The following is a 16,828-nucleotide window of genomic DNA, read 5'->3' as shown; positions in this document are numbered from 1 at the left end:
CCCACTGGAGACGTCGTCATCAAGCCCGTTCCCAGGCCAGTCACTACAGACGCCAAGCCGCGACCCAAGCATGATCGTGATCTACAGCTGGAGTAGTAGGCGGCGTACCCGGCGATGAGCTTCTCGTTCATGAGAATTGCCTCTCGTGCGATCCGAAGCGAAGACCGAATGATCTGCGCTTTATTTCTTCTGGCAGTGGTAAATCTGTCACAGGCCGGGCGGGTTGTCGATGCCGCCAAGTTTCACTTGTTTAGGCAGGATGCCTATTGAGCTGCGAAAACCCGACAGGAAGGCAAAAATTAGCTTACCTTGAGACTCGGTCACGCCCCAGAAGAATCCTGGTAGGTGCGGCCGGAAACGCGACGGTGCGGTTCCCCGAGAACCACGGGGAACCGCACCGTTAAATTGCCTTCAGTAGGCATGGAAAAGCAGCAGGACAATGAGCCTGGCCATGCTGTCGGTTAAACGGAGAATCCGCTCTTCACCGCCGGGCCAGGCCGGCAGGAGGGAAGTGCGCAGCCTGAGCGGGCCACGCGCAACGAGCCGGTCCGTCCGGCCTCACGCCCCTGGACAGAGGTGGCATGTGTCAGGACCCAGTGGTGATCCAGTCAGTGGGGATCAAGGCCGCGCCGCCACGCCAATTCTCGACAACGGCTTCGCGGAACCATTCGTCGCGGAGGTTGACGTGATCGCAGACAATGACCTGTAGGCCTCCCTCGTTGCGGGAAACGGCCTGGGAGATCAGTGCGAAGTAGGCGCGTACGGCTTCCCAGTCGGCGTCGAGAACGGTGTCGGCGTCATGGACCTCCTCTGGGAAGAACGCCTGTGTGGGCTGGTCCAGCATCAGAAAGCCGGGCACGGGCCGGCTGTGCCGGTTGAAGAAGGTGTGCAGTGCCAGGTGGGCGACAAGGTGATAGCCGATCCAGTTCTTGGCGCTGCCGATCCGGGTCAGCGGGCGGCGGCCTGCTGGAGTCCGCAGCACGACATTGAGCAAGGTGAGGCTGATGCGGACCTCGTCAGCCGTGGCAGCGTGTTCGAGTCCAAGCGCGCGGGCCCAGTCAGTCATGAGGTCGGCGACCTCATTGAGACGGTTCTCGGTCTCGGCGCCGACCTCGTCGGAGTCGACAAGGTTTTGGAGGGCTGCGGCCTGTTCGGTGAGCCGGTCCGCGCTTCGCTGGAGTTCGGCCAGGCCGTCTTTTCCTTGGGTGCTGGTGCGCTGGAGTTCCTGCAGGATCCGCCCCTGGATGTGGGCCTGGCGTGTGCGCAGGTCCTGAGCCTGTCGCAGTTGCCGATCGCTGGTGTTGATGGCCTCGAGGGTCGCCGCGTTGCTGCGCAGTCGTGCCTGGATTTCGCGGGCCTGGCCGTCTAGCTCTTCCCGGTGGCGGGTGCGCCCGGGCTGGAGCGCGGACAGGTCCTCGAGTTCGCGGTCCAGCCTGCGTGTGAGGGCCTGAAGTTCCGCGATCTGTGGGTCCGGTACGGGGAGCTGTTGCGAGCACAGGGGGCAGGTCTGAGCGTCCGCGTTGTCAGGGGCCATGCCGAGCAGTCCGATGGGCTTGAGGCGGCTGAGCTGGACGTGCAGTTCGCCGGTCAGAGCTGTGCTTTCTTCGTGCCAACCGTCGAGGATCGCCCGGGCGGTGTTGACTTCCTGCATCTGGTCACGCAGTTGTCGTCGTTCGGCGGCGAGGCGCTCGCGGCGGTCGTCCTGGCCTGGCAGTGAGGGCACTGAGGGGGCTGTTTCAAGGGCTTGGCGGAGCGAGTCGTCGAGTGCGGCGGCAGTGAGGGCTTCCGGAACATCAGCGATCAGGCCGCCGTCGGCTGCAAGGCGGGCAAGAGCGACGCGGTGGGCTTCTCCGTCTTCCACACGACGTCGGGCTTCCTCGATCTGCTTGTTGACCCGGCGGAGCGCCTTGTTCGTCTCGGCAAGTTCGTGGCGGCGGGCGGCCTGGTCGGGGCCGGCGGCGCCGAGGAAGTACGGCAGGGTGTCCTTGATTGTCTGGGCGATTCCGGGTTCGCCTTGTCGGTGGAAGAGCAGGCTCTGGTTGGCGATCTCGTTCTGCTTCTGCAGGCACAGCAGGACTGCCTGGGCGCTGGAGACATCGAAGGCACTGCGTCCGGCGCCGGGCGGGGGTTGGAAGCGGAAGTCCTCGATACCGATACGGGCGCTGAGTTCGGCACGGATGGCGGCAGCATCGGCGTTGACGTGCATCTGGTCGGCCGTCGGGAGGTCGAGGGTGTGGTCGCCGATGACGAGCATGGCCTTGTTCGTCGATGCACCTGTCGGGTTGGGCCGGCCCAGGAAGAGCCGAGTGGGACCGACCTGGACGAGGAGGGCGTACCAGCCGGTCGTGTTGGTGATGACTCCGTCTGGGAGGGTGAAGATCTGCCGGCCCAGGCAGTACTCGACGATACCGAGCACTGCGGACTTTCCGGTCTCGGACTCTCCGGTGAGGATGTTGAGGGCTCCCGGGCGGAAGCGGATCACGCGGGGGTCGGGCCTACCGTCACGGTGGTAGAGGGCGAGGGCGAGCAGGTGCATGGGAGTGACAGGCTCCTTCGACTGGCTAGGGCCGGACGCCCAGGAGGGTGAAGACAGTGGCGGGGTCGGTTGCCGCGAACCAGCGGCCTACGAGGGTGGCGGCCCGCACGCAGGTAGTGGTCTCCTCGCCGTGCTCGGCCTGGTTGGGCTTGGTGGGCTTGCGGGTGGTCCGGATGCCGGTGTGGGTGAGAGTGAGGGTGGCGTGGCGGATCCCGAAACGGATGCAGTCCTGGGTGTAGGTATGCAGGGCCGGTGCGCGCTGGGGGAAGGCGGCACGGATCAGGGCGTGATCAGCGAGCCATCCGGCAAGTTGGGTGCGGGTGTCGCGTGGCAGAGCGCGGCGGGAGTCGGGAGGCAGGATCAGGGGGAGGGCCAGGAAGGCGGTGGGCCAGGGAAGGGCCGCCTCGGCCTCCGTGTGCGCGGCACTGTGCGCGGCGGCACAGTGCGCGAGAAGGTAGGCGCCGAAGGCCGGGTTGAGAAGCGCTGCTGTCTCAGGCAGTTGCGGCTGGGGCGTGGGCACTGACTACTCCCCTGGGCCGGTGGCGTTGTCGGGTGCGCCCAGCAGTTCTTGGAAGTTGGGGTGCCAGCCGAGCGGGTTGAGTTCTTCGTGGGCGTTGTCGGCAAGAGCGTGCAGGGTTCCTCGGGCGATCCACCGCTTGTCGACCTGGCGCAGCTTGATGCCATGCGCTGCGGCAAGGGTTTCCTCGAGGATGTTCTCGCCTACGACCTCCGCGTCGTCTCCTGCTTTCCCCGCTTCGAACCGGTCGGCATGCTTGGCAAAGATGATCTTCCATTCCTGGCGCAGGTCGGTGTCGAACTGGGCGAGTTCGCCTGGAGTGACGTGGTGGCGGTAGACCCAGCGTGAGCGATGAGCCCAGGCGTGGTGGAATTCACCCATGTGTGCGCGGATGCTGCGGTTGCCGAGTCCGACCATCTTGAGCTGGGCAACGAAGACGCGGTCTGCGTACCGATTGACCTCTTGCTCGGTCAGATCGTCGAGGCTGTCCATGATCGGCAGCGCGGTCTGGGTGTACTTGCCGAACACGTAGTCGATCTGGGTCCGCAGTTCCTCGGCGGTAACTGACAGGCGCCGCCCGGGCGTGGCATGGTCGAGCATCTCGAGAGACACCGCCCACCACCAGCCTTTCAGCTCTTTGAGGATTTCCTGGCTCTGCTGGTCGTGCTTCCAGATCCCGACCACTTCGCGCAGCGTAGAGTCGACCTCTGACACCCGCGGTGCCTGGTCGTCCAGGATGACGGCACCGACGAGGGCAGCCCGGGTTGGTGAGCTGAGGGCCATGAAGCGGGCGCGCCAGTCGCGTGTGGTCTTGGCCCCGTCGGCATCGCTCGCCACCGCTTCCAGGGCGGCGAGGGCGCCGTCGACGTCTCGGGTGTCCTGCTTGAGCTTGGCCAGCAGGCTTCCTGGCGAGATGGTCTGGGTGGTAACGAGGCGGAGCATGGGGATCCGGCCGGGAGGCAGGTGGTCCAAGGCGTCGCACCAAGAATTGATTGACCGCCAGAGATCTGCGCTGGTAAGCCCGAGTTCACCGGCGTGGCCGTGGTGTTTGGATTGCACCAGCTCGACGGGAGTGTCCTGGTGGAGGATGTCGATGTCGTCGAGCATCTCCATGCGGAGCTCGGCTTCGGGGTCTTTGAACCACCGGCGGGCGAGCTCTACCAAGGCCCATTCGCACTGGTAGAGGTAGCCGACCATCTGCCCGGCCGCCGAGTGCGGCATCTTCTGCGTCACGATGCGCGCCACTATAGATACGAACCGTCATCAACGGCAAGAGAGGTGGACGCGGCGCTGACTTGGTGCCATGCCCCAGCGCCGGAGGCCTTGATGGCGCTGCGCGGCCCTATCCGCTGTGGCGTGGAGACCGCCGCCGAGGGCCAGATTCAAGGCTGTCGCCCATCGACGGGGGCCTCTCACTTCGTCCGAAGTGCGGCAGCAAGCCCTGATTCACCGCTCAGTTCATGCTGTTGAATTCGACGGAGAGGGCCATGGGTGCGGTGGCCGCCGTCCTTGAGTAGTGCTCCTGCAGGGCATTGACGAGGACCCGCTCCTGCTGGGCCTGGCTGGCTCCGGTGTCGGCCACCTCGCAGGGGGACGACAAGCTGAGGGCCTACAGCTCGACGTCGAGGCCGGCGGCGCGGCGCCCGTTGTCCTTGAAGTAGTACTCGCGCAGGTTCTCGGCGAGGATCCGCTCCTGCTGGGCCTGGGTGGCGCCGGTGTCGCGGGCCGCGTACAGCTTCTTGGCGACGTCGCCGGGCATCTTCTGGGTGATCGTGCGGGAGCGGGGGTCGTCGGTGGAACCGCCAGCCGCGCTGTAGCCGAAGGTGCCGCCGATGTGGAGCATGAAGCCGTTCTTCTCCGCGTCGCGGCGTACCCGCTGGCGGACCTTGGGCTGCCACTTCGCGCGGACGACCTGCTCCACCTTCTTCTCGTTGGCCTTGGTCATCACCGGCTGCTCGCCCTCCTTCAGCGCCCTGGCCCAGCGCTGGGCGGTGCGCACCGAGGTGCCGGCGGCCTTGGCCAAGGCCTTGGTGTCCTCCTTGGCGACCTTCTCCCACAGGAACTTCACCCGGGTACTCAGGTGCACCGGGATCGGCTTGGTCCGCTCCGCGCGCTCCAGGCCCTCGTCGATCTCCCCCATCGGAGTGTCCTTCCTCGTGATGACGACGTTCGTGGTAACCGGGTGGCCGGCTCGGCCGCGGTCAGCGGGCCCAGCCGATGTGGGTGAGCCGCCCGCCCTGCTCGGCAAAGTCACGCCGGGAGACGGCCTCCTCCCGGGCGTACACCGGCGGCAGCACCAGGTCCTCGCGGCCGTCGCTGGTGGGCACCTCGGCCCACACCGTGTCCTGGTCGTCCAGCAGCACCGCGGCGTAGTCGGCACTTGGTGCGGCGGCCGGGGGCAGGAGTTCGACCGACTTGTTGCGCAGGTAGGTCTGCAGGTTCTCGTCGTGACGGGTGTGGAGGTAGCCGGTGGCGTCCTGAAGGTTCGCGGCGAGGAAGGAGGCGCGGCGCAGCAGGCAGCCGAAGCACACTCCGCAGTGGGTGCGCACGGGGATGCGGTAGCTGCGGTGCCCGGTGTGGGCGCAGGAGTGGGTGCGGCTGAGGAATTCGGCGGCCGGGGCGGGGCCGATGAGTTCGGCGGCCTGGCGGAACATCTCGCCCTTGGTGCAGGTGGCGAAGGGGTTGTGGATGTCGGCGTGGGCGCCGGCGTCTTTCGCGATGGCGGCCAGGGTCTGCAGGAACAGGGGTGGGTGGTGCGGGTGGACAGGGCGCCGCGCTGGTCGGCGGTGAGGGGGATGTTGAGTGATGCGAAGCCGTTCTCCGGGATCCACAGCGGCACCCCGTCGACGGCTGCGGCGGCCAGGCCCAGGGCGAGGAACAGCAGGGAGCGGGTGCGGGTGGAGTACTCGTTGGGCAGTTTGGTGCCGTCGGGCCGGCGGGCTTTGCGGGAGAAGCGCAGGGGCTGGTGGTGTTGCGGGGGGCCGTCGATGAGACGGGCGATGTCACCTGCGGTGTCCTTCTGCAGGGGTGAGAGGTTGATGGCGCCGACGTGGGACAGGAGCAGGTGCCGGTCCGGTCCGAGGTCGTGGCGTGAGACGAGGGCACCGACGGCGGAGTCGGCGCCGCCGCTGAGCAGGACCACGCGCCGTATGCCGGGATACGGGGTGGCCCGGACCGTCTCCTGCGGTGCGGGAGCGTGGTGGAAGTCGATCGACCAGCGGTCGCCGGACAGGAAACCCAGGAGGTCTTCAAACCGGTCGCGGATGGCGTCCCAGCGGGCCGGCTCGTAGACGGGCACGCTCAGCTCGAAGGAGCGCCGGGTCCGGTTCGAGCGGGCGGCGGGCCGGGGAGTGCTGCGGTCGGCGGCGTAGACCAGAGCGGCGAGGCGGACCAGTTCGACGTTGGGTTCGGGCACCGGCCCCAGCGCTCCCAGGGACGGCCCGAGGGTGGAGAAGAAGGAGACGCCTGGGCCGGGGGGCCACCAGAACGTGGTGCCGGCGGGGCTGGGTTGTGAGGTGTCGGCGTCCAGCTTCAGGGTGTAGGCGGGCATCAGGGCTCCATCCAGATGGACCGCATCGCCCCGATGCCCTCTTCGACGGCCCGGGTGATCTCGGCGGTGCTGGGTCCGGTGATCGTGAGGGAGGCTCGGTTGCGAGCAGTTGGCGCTCGCCGTCCGCGGTGGCCCAGGCGGGACGGGATCCGTCGTTCATCTTCGCCGCAGTCTCGCTGACGACCGCCTCGAAACTGATGCCCACGCCCTGACGGAACGCCAGAGGCACCGCCCCTCCCCCACCGCCGCTAGCCACCGCAATCAGACCGCCGCGAAACCCTCCCGCCATGGAACAGTCGCGCGATTCCCCTATCAAACTCAGCACCCAATACCGAACTCACCTACGAGAAATCAGTGCCACCCCAGAGGAAACTGACCCCCGGCCAGCAACCACGACACCACCCCACGACACGCATCCCTGAACATCAATCAAAGCACTGACCTGCGCAAATACAGCAATATATATAGGCGTTCCAGCAACACTCACGTAGTTTCATGCCAACAACCGAATCCCGAGGTCAGGGCACTCCAGGACTGGGACTCACGATCGCCACCACCACATCACAGCAGCTCAGCCCCTCCCCATCACAAGCTCAAAAATTCCAGCCCAACCTACGGAATCCACTACATCAGAGGGCCACTAAACTCCAGTCAAAACAGGTAACTCACAGGGGACGTGCTCGACGTGGAAGGCCACCGCTTGGACGTGCATGCGCTGCCACTCGGCGGCGCGCGGGTTGAACGCCCGAGGCTCGACGGTCTGCAGGATCTGCTGAGCGTGGTGCTGGGCACCGCCCTCAGCCTGCCCGACCTCGGCGGCCGTCCTCTGTCTCCTGCGTGGCTGCTTGGAAAGGTTGGGGCTCGCCGTGGTTCGGCGGAACAGGCTGCCCTGTGCGTTCGATAGCGGCTGTGGAGACTGTCCGGGACGGGGATGCTGTGGCAGCCAGGCCGGCGAAGGCGCGCGCCACCGCGGCCACCGCCCGTCGTGTTTTCCCTGGGCGTTGAGTGTCAGTGACTCCCGCGCGAGGGCGTGGGCAGTCTCGGCTTCTGTCTCTTTTTCTGTCTGTTCAACGCGAGTCGGTCGTTCTGGATGGGGAGGGCTGTCCGGACGAGGGCCTCGTCTGTGCGAGCCGCCGCAGCCTAGTCGGCCCGGTCGGCGGGGCAAGCGCCGGCCACCATGGTGGTGGCCGGCGCTTCGCTCGTGCCGTTCAGCGGGCGGCGGGTTGGGGCGACGGGTCGCGGGTCCGGTCAGCCAGCGACGGTCTCGGCCTTGTGTCCGTGGAGCGCGTCCAGGAGCGCGGTCTGCTGGTCGGTCAGCTTGCCGTCGGTGCGGGCCGCCACCTGCTTGCGCAGCCAGGTGCCAGGGGCGGGCGGCGGCCGGGGCGGCTTTCCCCGGCGGCCGGCGGTGGGCGGCCCGTCTGGGTCAGCCGAGCGAGTCCACCAGTTCGGCGATCGCCTTCAACGGCTGGTGGGCCGCGAGTTCGGCGGCCAGGGCGGCGGCGTTGGTGCGGTAGGCCGGGTCGGCCAGGACCCGGTCGACGGCCTCGCGCAGTTCGGGTTCGCCCGGACGTCCGGTGCGCAGGTCGATGCCGACGCCGCGCCAGGCCACCCGGGCGGCCACCTCGGGCTTGTCCTCGCTGCCGCCGGCGACCACCAGCGGTACCCCGAAGGCCAGCGCGGTGTGGACACCGCCGTAGCCGCCGTTGCTGATCAACACGTCGGCGTGCGGCAGAAGCCGGTCGAACGGCAGGTAGCCGGCGGCCCGTACGTTGTCCGGCAGGCTGCCGCCGAGCGCGGTGGCCAGCAGTTCGGGCCCGTCCGGACGGACGGTGGCCGCGACCACCAGCACGTCGGGGCGCTCGGCCAGCGCCCGCACCGCGGGGACCAGCAACTCGGTCAGGTCGTCGTTGGCCAGGGTGCCCTGGGTGACCACCACGACCGACCGGGCCTCCGCCAGATCCGGCCACCAGTGCGGCAGTTCCGCCTCGCCCCGGCTCTGCAACGGCAGTGCGCCGATGTAGCGCAGCGAGGCCGGTGCGTCGCTGCGCGGGTACTCGAACCCCGGGACGGTCAGCTGCAGGTAGTGGTCGGCCCCGGTCACGAGGGCGTTCGCCCGCGGCCCCGGCGGCAGTTCGGCCCCGACACCGGCGAAGACCTCGGCCGCGTACCGCCGCAGCGGCTCACCGCGCCGCGCCGCCTCGGCGTTCAACTCGCGGTTACGGACCAGCCCTTCCGGTCCCGCCTGCGGCGCCAGCGCGAGCCCGAAAGGCGCGGTGTCGGCACTCTGCAGCATCGGCGGGGCCACCCCGATGCTCACCACCGCCGGCCGCTCACCCCGCGGATGGGCCAGTGCCAGAGCCACCGCGCCGTGGAAGAAACAGTCACCGACCACGGCCGTGGCCGGGAACTCCGCCAGCAACGCGCGCAGCGCCCGGTACTGCGCAGGGACCGGGTCGATGAAGATGTGCCGGGCATCGAAGGCCGCCCGCTGCGGCCCCGGCGGCAGCCCCGCCCGGCCCGGGAAGCAGTCGTTGATCCGGCGGTCGTCGAAATCCGCCTCCGCCGGCAGAGCGACGAACCGCGCCCCGGTCTCCTGCGCGGCCCCGGCGAACCGCGCCCCGCCGAGGAAGACCACCTGATGCCCGCGCGCCACCAGGTCCGCGGTGATCGCCAGCAACGGCACGGCATGCCCGTGCGCGGGCATGGCGGCAGTAATGATCCTGGACACGTGAAACCCCCCAAATCGACTCGTCAGCCGGACGGTACGCACCCCGCAGTCGTCCCCGCGCACCCGGCCCACACCGCAGGCTAACCCACCACCACACACCCACCCGACACCACAACAGCAGAACGGCAGGATGGCCACAACGGCAAGACGGCCGGGACGGCCGGGACGGCCGGGACGCAAACTCGGCAGGCCAGGCAATGGCGGGGATGGGGACACCGGGCAGATCACTACCGAGGGCACCACCGGAGCACGGGCCGGCCCGGCTGGCGGCGGAACGGCGGAACGGCGGAACGGCGGAACGGCGGAACGGCGGAACGGCGGAACGGCGGAACGGCGGAACGATGCTCGCCGGCGGGCAGGAGAGCGGGCCGGTGGGCGGTTGCGCCCGGGGCGGGGGCGCCGCCCCGGTCACAGCCGGGTGGTGGCCAGCCAGGTGGCCGCGGCCGCGGCGGCGATGAGCCCGGCGTTGAGCATGACGCGGCGGTCCCCACCGGTCAGGTGCACGGCGATCACGCCGGTCTGCAGGAGCACGAACCCGGCGGCCGCGACCGGTGCCAGCCACGGCGCGATGCCGACCGCCGGCGGCAGCAACAGTCCGACGGCGCCCAGGACTTCGATCGTCCCCAGCGCCCTGACCGCGGGCAGCGGCACACGGTCCACCCACGCCATCATCGGGCGCAGCCGGTCGCGGCCGCGGGTCGCCTTGAGCGCGCCCGCGTAGAGGTGGAAGGCGGCGAGCGGTGCGGCGACGAACCAGTAGGCGATGGTCATGACGTCCCTTCACGGTCACCGCCGACGGTGACCCGCCGGCTTCAGGCCACGTCGGTGGCGGGCTCGGTGGCGTAGCGGCTCATCGTGCGCAGGCCGGCCTCGGGGGTCAGCGCCCCGCCGTCGGCGGTCATGCTCTGGAGGTCCCGGAAGTACTGCACGTACAGGTCGGGGGTGAACACGCTGAGCATGACGGCGCTTTGGTCGGTCACGTTGGCGAAGGTGTGCGGGGCGCCGGGCGGGACCATCACGAACGTGCCCGCGGTCGCGTCGTGGTCCCTGTCCCCGACGGTGAAGCGCACCGTGCCGGAGAGGACGTAGAAGCCCTCGTCGTGGCGGGCGTGGCGGTGCTGCGGCGGTCCGGGGGTGTGCGGGGCGAGGACGGACTCGGTCATCCCCAAGCGGTGCCCGGTGTGGCTGCCGTCTTCCAGGACGCGCATGCGCGTGGTGCCCAGGACGATCGTCTCGCCGTCGCCGGGGGCGACCACCGACACGGTGGGGCCGGCCTGCGGTTCACTGGTCTTCGCTTCGTCGGTCATGCTCCGAGTGCACCGCCGGGGCCCGGCGCGTGTCCAAGACCCGTTGCGCCACGCCGATACCCCGCGGGTATCGTCACAGCGTGGAGCTACGTACCCTGCGCTACTTCGTGGCGGTCGCCGAGGAACTCCACTTCGGCCGGGCCGCCACCCGCCTGCACATGAGCCAGCCGCCGCTGAGCCGGGCGATCAAGCAGCTGGAGAAGGAGACCGGCGCCCCGCTGTTCACCCGCTCGCCCGCCGGTGTCACCCTCACCCCGGTGGGCAGCGTGCTCCTCGACGAAGCACGGGCCCTGCTCGGCCGGGCCGAACGCGCGCGCATGCGCGTGGCCGCGGCGGCCGGCACCGCGACCCTCACCATCGGCATCCTGGGCGACGGCACCGACCCCGGCACCACCAGGCTGGCGGCCGCCTTCCGCCGCAGCCACCCCGGCGTCGACATCCGCGTGCGCGACACCGACCTGACCGACCCGACCTGCGGACTGCGCACCGGACTCGTCGACGTCGCCCTGACCCGCGCGCCGTTCGACGACACCGCCCTGGCGGTGCGCGAACTGCGCGCCGACCCGGTCGGCGCGGTCCTGCGCGCCGACGACCCGCTGGCCCGCCGCGACCACCTGGAGCTGGCCGACCTGGCCGGCCGCCGCTGGTTCCAGTTCCCGCCGGGGACCGACCCGCTCTGGCAGTCGTACTGGAACGGCGGCACGCCGCGCGAGGGCCCGGTGGTGCGCGTCGTCCAGGAATGCCTGCAGGCCGTGCTCTGGAACAGCACCGTCGGCCTGGCCCCGCTCGGACACGACCTGCCCGAGAACCTGGCCGCGGTCCCGCTGGCCGACATGGCGCCGAGCCGGGTGGTCGCGGTGTGGAACGACGGCGACACCAACCCGCTGATCCGCTCGTTCACCGAGATCGCGACGGCCACGTACCGCCGGGCGTGAGAGGACGGCGCCCTGCGAGAGGGTGGCGTCCGTCGAAAACAGTGGTCCCGGTCCGCCCGCCGTGTCGATCCGCGGCCACGCCGTTCGACCTGGGATGGACAGGGTCGGAAGGCGACCCCCGAGCAAGGAGACCGACGATGTCGAAGTACATGCTGATCATGCGGGGCACGGACGAGAGCGTCGCGAAGATGATGGAGACGCCCTTCGAGGAGATGCTCGAGACGGTGGGCCGCTTCAACGAGGAACTGATCCGGGCGGGCGTGCTCGTCGCCGCCGAGGGACTGGACGACCCGTCCCAGGGTGTGGTGGTCGACTTCAGCGGACAGACCCCGGTGGTCACCGACGGCCCGTACGGCGAGACGAAGGAACTGTTCGGCGGCTTCTACGTGATCGACGTCGCGTCGAAGGAGGAAGCCGTCGAGTGGGCCAAGCGGCTCCCGGCCATCGCCGGCTCGAAGGTCGAGATCCGCCGCGTGCCGGGCATCGACGAGTTCCCGCAGGACAACGAGTGGATCGCCAAGGAGCGGGCGTGGCGCGAGCGGACCGGCCAGCACTGATGCCCGCGACCCCCGACGGCCCGCCGAGCACCGAATCGGCTCGGCGGGCCGCCGAGGCCGTCTGGCGGATCGAGTCCGCCCGGATCGTCGGCGCGCTGGCCCGCTACACCGGGGACTTCGCGCTCGCCGAGGACGTCGCCCAGGAGGCGCTCGCCGAAGCACTCGTCAGCTGGGCGCGCAGCGGCACGCCCACCAGCCCGGTGGGCTGGCTGCTGGCGACCGCGCGGCGCAGGGCCATCGACGCCTTCCGCCGCGCCTCGGCACTCGACGAGCGCTACGCCCTGCTCGCGGGCCGGCTCGCCGAGGGCGAGTTCAGCTCCGGCCCGGCGACCGCGTCCGGCCCGCCGCACGAACTGCCGTGGGACCCCGACCGGGTCGACGACGACGTCCTCGCGCTCATGTTCACCGCCTGCCATCCGGTGCTCTCCCCCGAGGCCCGGGTCGCGCTCACGCTGCGCGTGGTGGGCGGCCTGTCCAGCGAGGAGATCGCCCGGGCGTTCCTCGTGCCCACGGCGACCGTCCAGGCCCGGATCACCCGGGCGAAGAAGACGATCGCCGCGGCGCACGTGCCGTTCGAGCTGCCGCCGGCCGAGGAACGGCGCGAACGGCTCGGCGCGGTCCTGAGCGTCCTGTACGTGATCTTCACGGAGGGCTCGACGGCGACCGCCGGCGACCACCTGCTGCGCCCCGACCTCGCCTACGAGGCACTCCGGCTGGCCCGGATGCTGGCCGCCCTGCTGCCCGCCGAACCGGAGGCGTGCGGACTGCTCGCGCTGTTCGAACTCACCGCCGCGCGTTTCGCGGCCCGCACCGGGCCCGACGGGGAGGCGGTGCTCCTGGAGGACCAGGACCGGCGCCGGTGGGACCGGTCGGCGATCCGCCGCGGCCTGGCCGCGCTCAGCCGGGCCACGGCCACCGGGCGGGGCCTCGGCCCCTACGGCCTCCAGGCCGCGATCGCCGCCTGCCACGCGGCGGCGCCCTCGGTGCAGGAGACCGACTGGGAACGTGTCGTGCTCCTCTACGAGGCACTCGGCCGCGTGGCCCCCTCCCCCGTCGTCGAGCTCAACCGGGCCGTGGCCGTCGCGATGGCGGACGGACCGCAGCGGGCGCTGCACATGGTCGACGAACTGGCCGCCTCCGGCCGGCTGTCGGGGTCGCACCTGCTCCCGGGCGTGCGCGGCGAACTGCTGACCCGGCTCGGCCGCACCGCCGAGGCCCGGGCCGAACTGGAACTCGCCGCCCGGCTGTGCCGCAACACCCGCGAGCGCTCGGTGCTGCTGCGCAAGGCGGCTGCGCTGCCGTGATGCCCCCGGCCGGGCGGCCGTCACGAGCCCGGGCCATCACGAGCCGGGCCGTCACGAGCGGGGGCGTCACGAGCGGGGCCGTCACGAGCGGGGGCAGAACTCGGCCTCCAGCTCGGAGGTGAACACCGCGATCGGCCAACTCCCCTCGACCCAGTCGCCGTTGACGTTGGTGGCGAGCAGGTGCCGGCCGTCGCGGGTGCCGAACGCGTAGGACCACGAGCCGTTGATGGCGCCGCCCATGCCCCAGACGGTGGGGCCGCAGTCGAGCCTGATGCCGGCGACGCCCAGACCGTAGTCCGCCTGGTCGATCCACTGGTGCCCGGTCGGGATCATCGTGAACATCTCCCGCTGCTGGGCGGGCGGCAGGAGCCGTCCGCCCAGCAGGGCGGCGAAGAAGGTGTTCAGGTCGCGGACGTCGGAGATCATGTCCCCGGCGGCCCAGCCCCAGGACGGGCTCAGCTCCGTCACGTCGTAGGCGGTGGCGCTCGGCCCGGTGAGCCCCAGGCGCGAGTACTCGCGCCCGTGCGGCCCGTGGACGGCGGTGTCGTCGGAGGAGGGTTCGTAGGTGCCGGTGAGGCCCAGCGGGGTGGTGATCCGCTGCTTGATCTGCGCGGCCAGGGTGGCGCCGGAGGCCCGTTCGACGATCAGGCCGGCGAGGACGTAGTTGGTGTCGGAGTAGGTCCAGCCGGTGCCGGGCGCGAAATCGGGCCGGTGGGCGACCGCGATCCGGACGAGCTGTTCGGGGGTGTAGCCGTCGAAGCGGTGCCGGAGGAAGGGCAGGCCGCTCGCCTCCTGCCGGACCTTCTCGTCCATCGCGTAGTTGTAGATGCCGCTGGTGTGGTTGAGGAGTTGACGCACGGTGGTCCGGTCGCCGTCGTAGCCGGGGGCGTCGAGGAGGCCGGGCAGCCAGCGCTCCACGCTGTCGTCGAGGCTCAGCCGCCCCTCGGCGGCGAGCTGGAGGACGACGGTGGCGACGAAGGTCTTGGTGGTGCTGCCGATGCGGAACCGGTCCTGCGCGAGACGGGCCCGCCCGGTGGCGAGGTCGGCGACGCCCGCGCTGCCGAACCACCGGCGGTGGCCGTCCCGGACCTCGGCGACAGCGCCGGGCAGGCCACCCGCGGCCACCGCCCGGTCCAGTACCCGCTGGACCCCCGGGTGCCCGCCCCTGCCGTCCGGCGAGGGATCGGCGAACGCCGGTGCGGTGGCGGCGCCGGCCAGCACGGCCCCGGCGAGCAGGGTGGCGACGGCTGCGCGCGTGGTGGTTCCCATGGCGTGTTCCCCCTCGATGTGGTGTCGCGGTCCGGGAAGAAGCTACGAGCAAATTCACATAATGGTCAACAAGAAACCTGCCGATGGTGGATGTATTCGCAGCTAAGAGCCGCCATATTCTTGCAATGACCCTCCCGGTGAATGCAACAGAACGTCGCGAATCCATTGCAACAGTGGGCGGGCCGGACGGATACTGTTCACGCGACGGAAGGAGACGAGGACGGATGCCCGGAGCCAGGCTGACCCCGCAGGACCGCCACCGGATCGCCGCCGGACTGGCCGAGGGGCTGGGCTACGGCGAGATCGCCCGGCAGATCGAACGGCCGACCTCGACCGTCACCCGCGAGATCGCCCGCAACGGCGGACCCTCCGACTACCGGGCCGATCACGCCCAGCGCGCCACCGCGCAGCGCTCCCGCCGCAGCGGCACGACCGCCCGACGGGCCGCCGCCACCACGCCGCCGGCCGAGGGCCGCGACCCGCAGGCGGTACGCGAATTCGCCGACGAACTGGCCGAGTTGCTGGTGCACAGCGGCCTGCCCAGAATGGTCGCCCGGGTCCTCGCCTGCCTGTACGTCACCGACGACGGCAGCCTCACCGCGGGCGAACTGGTGCAACGGCTGCAGGTCAGCCCGGCCGCCGTCTCCAAGGCCGTCGGCTACCTGGAAGGCCAGGCGCTGATCCGCCGGGAACGCGGCGAACAACAGCGCCGGGAGCGGTACGTCATCGACGACGACGTCTGGTACCGGGCACTGCTGGCCAGCGCCGAACGGAACACGATGCTCGCCGGCATCGCCCGCCAGGGCGCCGAGACACTCGGCCCCGGCACACCGGCCGGCGCCCGGATGGACGACGCCGCGGCCTTCCTGGACCGGATCGGCCAGGACATCGTGCGCTCCGTCCGGCAGTGGCGGCAGGAGAGCCGACCCGGATAGCGGATCCGCCGACCCCAGGGCCCGCCGCGAGGCGGTCGGGTGAGATGCGCAATGGTCCGGGCGGGTGGGATCCGCACCCGGTCGGGTGCCGTACTGCGGATACGCGGCGGGTCTTCGCCAAGGTGGTGGCGGTGGGCCGGCAGTCGGCCCCCGGGGCGTGCCGACGGCCGGGGCCGTCGGGGATGGGACGGACGGCGATGGCGGGCTCGCGCAGACGACCGGAGGACTTCGCACTGCCGAGGCTCAGCACCCGTCAGCTGATGATGATCTCGACCGCGACCTCGCTGGTGATGGCCGCGGTGTCGATCTTCCAGGCGCTGGAAGGGCGGCGGAGCACGATCATCGGCCAGTACGTGCCGCCACCGTACAACCCCAACCAGTCCACCGGTCCGACCGGCGGCCAGGCCCCCAACTGGCCCGCCCAGGCCCAGCAACACGGCAGCCCCTCCACGTACCACTGAACGGCCCCAGGAAGGACCGATCCGATGAGCACCCAGGTTCAGATGACGACGGCGCAGGAGGCGACCGCCGAGGAGCACACCGCCGCCGAACTGGAGGAGGAACGCCGCCGCCGGGAGAACACGATGCTGCTGGCGGTGGGGGGACTGGCGGCGGCGGGCCTCGGGGTCGCACTGCTGTCGATGCTGATGAACAACCAGCGGGGCATGGTCGTGGTCCGCATGTGAGTGCGTGCGGCGGACTCGTCTGCGGCGACCCCCGGGAAGGTGCGGGCGTCCCGGGACGGGCGGGGAGCAGCGGGGCAGGTGGGGAGCAGCGGGACGGGGGCGGAGGACCCGGGTCAGGCGGTCTCGTGGAGCCGGGGCGGGCGACCGCCGCCGCCCGAGTGGCAGATCCGCCACGACGGGCTCTGTCCCCACCTGCCGGAGGGGATCAGGGCGTGGGGCCGGGGGCCGGGGGCGGTCACGGACAGGGCGAAGGGTGGAAGTACCCCTTCGTCCGGGGCGGGTGCGCCGGGCGGGAGGCCGACAGGCGGGGCGGCCGGGCGGCGGTGGTGGCGGTGGCGGCGGTGGCGGTGGCGGCGGACTGAACCGGGCCTGTCGGGTGCCCCGTTCCTCCGTGGAAGGCAGCTCTGTTGCGCTGCCGTCACTGCCGATTTCCGTGGAGGACCGCAGTGCATCACCGTTCCCGTCCGGCGTCCAGGGTGCTCGGTGCGGGCGCCGCTCTGAGTC

General features: G+C 70.6%; 16 protein-coding genes. 6 read left to right on the top strand and 10 right to left on the bottom strand.

Features of this window, described 5'->3' with window-relative positions:
• Window positions 1-586: 586 nt before the first annotated feature.
• The 9 genes from ACIPLC_RS37400 to ACIPLC_RS37360 all read right to left on the bottom strand — a co-directional run bounded on the left by ACIPLC_RS37400 (window position 587) and on the right by ACIPLC_RS37360 (window position 10,638).
• Complete coding sequence (locus ACIPLC_RS37400; RefSeq protein WP_400477528.1) at window positions 587-2,536, bottom strand: DUF3732 domain-containing protein; 1,950 nt, start codon at window positions 2,534-2,536, stop codon at window positions 587-589.
• 25 nt (window positions 2,537-2,561) lie between these two features.
• Window positions 2,562-3,056 carry a three component ABC system middle component gene (locus ACIPLC_RS37395; RefSeq protein ID WP_400477527.1) on the bottom strand — a complete coding sequence of 165 codons (495 nt, stop codon included), beginning with the start codon at window positions 3,054-3,056 and terminating at the stop codon, window positions 2,562-2,564.
• 3 nt (window positions 3,057-3,059) lie between these two features.
• Window positions 3,060-4,286 (bottom strand): ABC-three component system protein, encoded by a 1,227-nt coding sequence (locus tag ACIPLC_RS37390; RefSeq protein WP_400477526.1) that lies wholly within the window; start codon window positions 4,284-4,286, stop codon window positions 3,060-3,062.
• 220 nt (window positions 4,287-4,506) lie between these two features.
• Entirely contained in the window at window positions 4,507-4,653 is a 147-nt protein-coding gene (locus ACIPLC_RS37385; RefSeq protein ID WP_400477525.1) for a hypothetical protein, read from the bottom strand.
• A gap of 9 nt (window positions 4,654-4,662) precedes the next feature.
• Window positions 4,663-5,193 (bottom strand): telomere-protecting terminal protein Tpg, encoded by a 531-nt coding sequence (tpg, locus tag ACIPLC_RS37380; protein ID WP_400477524.1) that lies wholly within the window; start codon window positions 5,191-5,193, stop codon window positions 4,663-4,665.
• Between the two features lie 61 nt (window positions 5,194-5,254).
• On the bottom strand, window positions 5,255-5,884 hold the full coding sequence (locus ACIPLC_RS37375) for a 7-cyano-7-deazaguanine synthase (protein WP_400477523.1): 630 nt from the start codon (window positions 5,882-5,884) through the stop codon (window positions 5,255-5,257).
• Window positions 5,885-8,026: 2,142 nt separating this feature from the next.
• On the bottom strand, window positions 8,027-9,307 hold the full coding sequence (locus tag ACIPLC_RS37370; protein ID WP_400477522.1) for a nucleotide disphospho-sugar-binding domain-containing protein: 1,281 nt from the start codon (window positions 9,305-9,307) through the stop codon (window positions 8,027-8,029).
• Between the two features lie 432 nt (window positions 9,308-9,739).
• Entirely contained in the window at window positions 9,740-10,102 is a 363-nt protein-coding gene (locus tag ACIPLC_RS37365) for a DoxX family protein (RefSeq protein ID WP_400477521.1), read from the bottom strand.
• A gap of 41 nt (window positions 10,103-10,143) precedes the next feature.
• Window positions 10,144-10,638 (bottom strand): cupin domain-containing protein, encoded by a 495-nt coding sequence (locus tag ACIPLC_RS37360; RefSeq protein ID WP_400477520.1) that lies wholly within the window; start codon window positions 10,636-10,638, stop codon window positions 10,144-10,146.
• An 80-nt stretch (window positions 10,639-10,718) separates the two neighbouring features.
• Between ACIPLC_RS37360 and ACIPLC_RS37355 the strand changes: the two genes are divergently transcribed.
• From ACIPLC_RS37355 to ACIPLC_RS37345, 3 genes are all read left to right on the top strand, one after another.
• A complete protein-coding gene (locus tag ACIPLC_RS37355; protein ID WP_400477519.1) occupies window positions 10,719-11,573 on the top strand; it encodes a LysR family transcriptional regulator in 855 nt (284 codons plus the stop codon).
• A gap of 137 nt (window positions 11,574-11,710) precedes the next feature.
• On the top strand, window positions 11,711-12,130 hold the full coding sequence (locus ACIPLC_RS37350; protein ID WP_400477518.1) for a YciI family protein: 420 nt from the start codon (window positions 11,711-11,713) through the stop codon (window positions 12,128-12,130).
• Complete coding sequence (locus tag ACIPLC_RS37345) at window positions 12,103-13,434, top strand: RNA polymerase sigma factor (protein ID WP_400477517.1); 1,332 nt, start codon at window positions 12,103-12,105, stop codon at window positions 13,432-13,434. The genes ACIPLC_RS37350 and ACIPLC_RS37345 overlap by 28 nt, the downstream gene beginning before the upstream one ends.
• An 81-nt stretch (window positions 13,435-13,515) precedes the next feature.
• Here the strand turns inward: ACIPLC_RS37345 and ACIPLC_RS37340 are convergent, their stop codons facing one another.
• Window positions 13,516-14,703 carry a serine hydrolase domain-containing protein gene (locus tag ACIPLC_RS37340; RefSeq protein WP_400477516.1) on the bottom strand — a complete coding sequence of 396 codons (1,188 nt, stop codon included), beginning with the start codon at window positions 14,701-14,703 and terminating at the stop codon, window positions 13,516-13,518.
• A 224-nt stretch (window positions 14,704-14,927) separates the two neighbouring features.
• Between ACIPLC_RS37340 and ACIPLC_RS37335 the strand changes: the two genes are divergently transcribed.
• From ACIPLC_RS37335 to ACIPLC_RS37325, 3 genes are all read left to right on the top strand, one after another.
• On the top strand, window positions 14,928-15,638 hold the full coding sequence (locus ACIPLC_RS37335; RefSeq protein ID WP_400477515.1) for a MarR family transcriptional regulator: 711 nt from the start codon (window positions 14,928-14,930) through the stop codon (window positions 15,636-15,638).
• Between the two features lie 260 nt (window positions 15,639-15,898).
• Window positions 15,899-16,099: a hypothetical protein gene (locus ACIPLC_RS37330; protein ID WP_400477514.1), complete on the top strand. Its 201-nt coding sequence runs from the start codon at window positions 15,899-15,901 to the stop codon at window positions 16,097-16,099.
• A gap of 24 nt (window positions 16,100-16,123) precedes the next feature.
• Window positions 16,124-16,324, top strand: coding sequence for a hypothetical protein (locus ACIPLC_RS37325; protein WP_400477513.1), 201 nt, complete (start codon window positions 16,124-16,126; stop codon window positions 16,322-16,324).
• Window positions 16,325-16,828 lie beyond the last annotated feature (504 nt).

The organism is Kitasatospora sp. NPDC086801, from assembly GCF_044745805.1.
In the GTDB taxonomy this organism is placed as follows: Bacteria; Actinomycetota; Actinomycetes; order Streptomycetales; family Streptomycetaceae; genus Kitasatospora.
The sequence above is the reverse complement of the archived record's forward strand: the minus strand, read 5'-3'. Positions and strand labels throughout refer to the sequence as shown.